This window comes from Arthrobacter sp., assembly GCF_030540645.1.
GTDB lineage: Bacteria > Actinomycetota > Actinomycetes > Actinomycetales > Micrococcaceae > Specibacter.
This window is the reverse complement of sequence record NZ_JAUNVV010000036.1, coordinates 27,798-31,569: the sequence shown is the minus strand read 5'-3', so window position 1 is coordinate 31,569 and position 3,772 is coordinate 27,798. Positions and strand designations below refer to the sequence as shown.

Below are 3,772 nucleotides of genomic sequence, written 5' to 3'. Positions count from 1 at the left end.
GCACCTGCATGGCATGCAGGGGGTCAGGGGTTCGAGTCCCCTCAGCTCCACCAAAGAAAAAGTCCGGTCATCCTTCCCACGGATGGCCGGACTTTTTGCTGCCCTCGCGCCTTCTCAGCTTAGTGGAGGCAGACGGAACGGTGGTGCTCAAGCGCAAGGAGCGGTAACCTCTGCCCAGGGACTCATGCGTGCGGGTGTACGGTAATTTTGAAGGAAGCCGGAAAATGATGAAACTTTGCAACGACGTGCCTGCACCGCAGGGTGTGGCATGAGCCAGGGGCCGGAAGCGGCGTTCCACGGCGGTGAGCCCCACCGGCCAGACCTCGCCCAACGGCTCAACTGGCTGCGCGCGGGAATTCTAGGTGCTAATGACGGGATTGTCTCCGTCGCCGCAATTGTGGTGGGTGTGGCCGGGGTGAGCACCAGCACCGGCCCGATCCTGACGGCAGGAGTGGCGGGGCTTGTTGGCGGCGCGGTCTCCATGGCGTTGGGGGAGTATGTCTCCGTCAGCAGCCAAAGGGACAGCCAGCACGCGCTGATTGAAAAGGAGCGGACGGAGCTCGCCGAGCAGCCCGAAGAGGAACTGGCGGAACTGGCCGCCATGTACCAGGCAAAAGGGTTGAGCCGGGCAACAGCACTGAACGTTGCGGAGGAGCTGACGGCCCACGATGCCCTGTCGGCCCACCTTTCCATTGAAATGAACATCGACCAGGACGACGTCGTCAGCGCCTGGTCCGCGGCACTGGCATCTGCGGTGGCCTTCACGCTGGGAGCCATCCTGCCGCTGTTGGCCATCCTGCTTCCGCCCCCGTCTTGGCGTGTTCCCGTCACGTTCGTGGCCGTCATTGTGGCACTGGGGCTGACCGGGTGGCTCGGAGCCTACCTTGGCGGCAGCAACCGAGGACGCGCCGCAGTCCGGGTGGTGGTGGGCGGTGCGCTTGCGCTGGCTGCCACGTTCATCATCGGAAACCTGCTGGGGGCCAGCGGCGTGGTTGGCTGAACCGTGGGACCGCGATGTTGTCTATTCGAAGGTTGACCGGCGTGGATCGGACACGGGAGTCTTCCAGATGTCCGGTTTGGTCACAGGGAAGCGGCGGCCGCTCAAACTCAGGGAGTCGATCCGGACCAGATGCGCCTTCGTCCCTCCCTGCCACGGCTCCAGCGGAAGTGCATTGGCGGCAGAGACCTCCGCAGGGTGCGTGATTTCCCTGGCCGTTCCTCGCAGCACGACGCTCCATGCATGCTCGCTACGGTCGTCATACCCGTCAATCTCCAGCGCAACCAACGCCTGGTCAATGGCTCCCTGGAGCTTCGTTCCGCCAGCGGTGCGGAACACCACATGGCCGTTGCCCACCGCATAGTTGAGCGGGAAAATATCCGGATGCCCATCGACCACGACGGCGAGCCGACCAATCACATGGGATTTGAGCAAGTCCCAGCACTCGGCTTTTTCCAACGTGTCAACGCGCGGGCGCTCCATATGGTTCATACGCTCGAGGTTACAGGTATTTATGTGGGCACGGCAGGGTAGCCCGGGCAGGCACGGCGCCTATACTTCACATCATGTCGAATGAACGTTGCGTGCTGGTGGTTGAGGACGACGTGCGACTGGCCTCAATGCTGCAGGAAATTCTTGAAAGCGAAGGATACGCTGTGGTGGTGGTCCATGACGGCCAGCGGGCCCTGCACGAAGGGCTGAGCTGGCACTTCGATGTGCTGCTGCTGGACCGCGGGCTCCCTGCCATCGACGGCCTTGATGTGCTGGGTAGACTGCGGGACAGGGGAGTCACCACACCTGCGTTGATTTTGTCAGCACTGAGCAACCCGGCGGACAGGGTTGAAGGACTCGACCGTGGCGCCGAAGACTATTTGGGCAAGCCGTTTGACATTGACGAACTTTTGGCCCGGCTGAGGTCGCTGCTGCGCCGACATGCGGCCACGGCTGACACTGTGCGTTTTCCCGGGGGACTGTTGGAGAGCGCAAGCCGCACCGTGGCGCTGGACGGGGGCCGCGTCGTCGTACTCTCTGAGCGGGAAAACCAATTGTTGCTGCACCTTGCCCGCCGTCCCCGTCAAGTCTTTACCCGCGAAGTTTTGATAGACAGCGTCTTCACCGACGCCGACGACGAAGGCGTGGTGGACACGTACGTGCACTACCTGCGAAAAAAGTTGGGGCGCTCCTGCGTTCTGACTGTGCGCGGTGTGGGCTACCGGCTGAGGGAAATTAGTTGACGGCCCGGGATTCGTCCGAGCTCGGACGCACCGCGCTTCGGCTGGCCCTGCAGTTCACGGCCGTGATCGTTGTGCTACTTGTCCTGATGGGCACGCTGGTTTACTCAATGGTGGCGGCCGGTGTCCAGGAGTCGGCCAACAGGTCGTTAGCGGATGCCATTCATGTCGATTCGCCATCCGATGCCCCGTTGGGGGTGTTCGTCACGATCAGCAGGGGCGGGAAGTTGTTGACTTCCCGTGATGCTCCGAGTGGGCTGCCGGACGCAGCAGCCATAGAACGCGTTGCCGAGACGCAGCAACAGGAGCAGGGCAACGTCACGATCGACGGCAAGTCGTACGTGATTCTGACCATGTACCACGATGGGCATGTCATACAGGCAGCCGTGGACAGCCATGAAGGCCGTGAAGAACTGGGCCGGCTGCTGCTGGCCATGACCATTGCGGGGGTTGTCTCGACCGTGCTTGCGGCAGCACTGTCGATTTGGATGGCCCGCCGGGCCATGAAACCGATGGCCGACAGCCTAGCCCTGCAACGCCGTTTTGTGGCTGATGCCAGTCATGAACTGCGGACTCCGCTGACGCTGATCAGCACTCGCGCGCAGCTGCTGCGCCGCAAGTTGGATGGTGGCGAAGTAGCTCAGTCCTATGACGAGGTTGCGGCTGGCGTGGCCAAGCTGGTGGAGGACTCGAGAATGTTGACCCGGATACTGGATGACTTGCTGCTGTCAGCGGATCCACGCGAAGCGGTGCAACACACAGCAGTGGATGTGGCTCTTCTTGCCGACGACGCCGTTGCGTTGGCTGAGCCGGATGCCCATCAACGGGGCATCGCAATCGCGCGCACAGGTTCCCATGGGCGAGTTGGCGTCCGCGGCTCGGAGGTGGCATTGCGGCGAGTCTTCACGGCGCTGATTGCCAACGCCCTTGACCATGCCGAGACAAGAATCGAAGTTGCCGTGGTCAGGCAGGGCAGGGACGCATCAATCCGCGTTCTCGACGACGGTCCGGGCTTTGATTCCGAGGCTCCGGAGCGGGCGTTCGAGCGATTTGCTTCAGCCAGGCCCATTCCCACAGACGCCGGCATGCCACGCCATTACGGACTGGGCCTGGCCCTGGTCGCGGAGATTGTTGCACGGCACCACGGCAGAATATCGGTGGAACCATCGGTGCAGGCCGGCGGTGCCGTGGTGGCGGTGGTGTTGCCGCTCTCGGAGCCATAGAGCCTATGCCAGCCCGGGTCTAAGAAAACGCAAAGAATCAGCGTGGATGATGAGACTGAAGGGTTGTTCATCGCAAAGACAGGAGCGGGCCATGAGCGCACAAATCAGTGGCAGGCAGTGGGCCACACGCATCACCACAGCAGTCACCGCAGCGAGCCTGGCCGCGGCCGGTATTGCCGCTGTGGCAGTGGACATGGCCACTACGAGCCATGCAGCGACCTCGAACACCGTCACCAGCCAAAATAATGACACAGGCACAGATTCAGACACACAGCCATCACAAAGTGCTGCAGAGGGCCAAGGGGATGGCCAAACTGATG

General features: G+C 62.3%; 5 protein-coding genes. 4 read left to right on the top strand and 1 reads right to left on the bottom strand.

Features of this window, described 5'->3' with window-relative positions; translation table 11 throughout:
* Window positions 1-268: 268 nt before the first annotated feature.
* Entirely contained in the window at window positions 269-1,000 is a 732-nt protein-coding gene (locus tag Q4P21_RS08690; RefSeq protein WP_303388389.1) for a VIT family protein, read from the top strand.
* A gap of 21 nt (window positions 1,001-1,021) precedes the next feature.
* Here the strand turns inward: Q4P21_RS08690 and Q4P21_RS08685 are convergent, their stop codons facing one another.
* Window positions 1,022-1,489, bottom strand: coding sequence for a pyridoxamine 5'-phosphate oxidase family protein (locus Q4P21_RS08685; protein ID WP_303388388.1), 468 nt, complete (start codon window positions 1,487-1,489; stop codon window positions 1,022-1,024).
* 74 nt (window positions 1,490-1,563) lie between these two features.
* On the opposite strand from Q4P21_RS08685, the gene Q4P21_RS08680 reads away from it, so the two are divergent.
* The 3 genes from Q4P21_RS08680 to Q4P21_RS08670 all read left to right on the top strand — a co-directional run.
* Window positions 1,564-2,232, top strand: coding sequence for a response regulator transcription factor (locus tag Q4P21_RS08680; protein WP_303388387.1), 669 nt, complete (start codon window positions 1,564-1,566; stop codon window positions 2,230-2,232).
* Window positions 2,229-3,452, top strand: a complete 1,224-nt coding sequence (locus Q4P21_RS08675) for a HAMP domain-containing sensor histidine kinase (protein WP_303388386.1) — start codon at window positions 2,229-2,231, stop codon at window positions 3,450-3,452. Before Q4P21_RS08680 ends, Q4P21_RS08675 begins: the two co-directional genes overlap by 4 nt.
* A 91-nt stretch (window positions 3,453-3,543) precedes the next feature.
* Window positions 3,544-3,772: hypothetical protein (locus tag Q4P21_RS08670; RefSeq protein ID WP_303388385.1), on the top strand; the 229-nt coding region annotated here is incomplete at its 3' end.

Bases quoted from the DNA above. Each gene is read 5' to 3' on its own strand.
- Q4P21_RS08690 (WP_303388389.1), top strand. From the start codon at position 269: ATGAGCCAGGGGCCGGAAGCGGCGTTCCACGGCGGTGAGCCCCACCGG.
- Q4P21_RS08685 (WP_303388388.1), bottom strand. From the start codon at position 1,489: ATGAACCATATGGAGCGCCCGCGCGTTGACACGTTGGAAAAAGCCGAG.
- Q4P21_RS08680 (WP_303388387.1), top strand. From the start codon at position 1,564: ATGTCGAATGAACGTTGCGTGCTGGTGGTTGAGGACGACGTGCGACTG.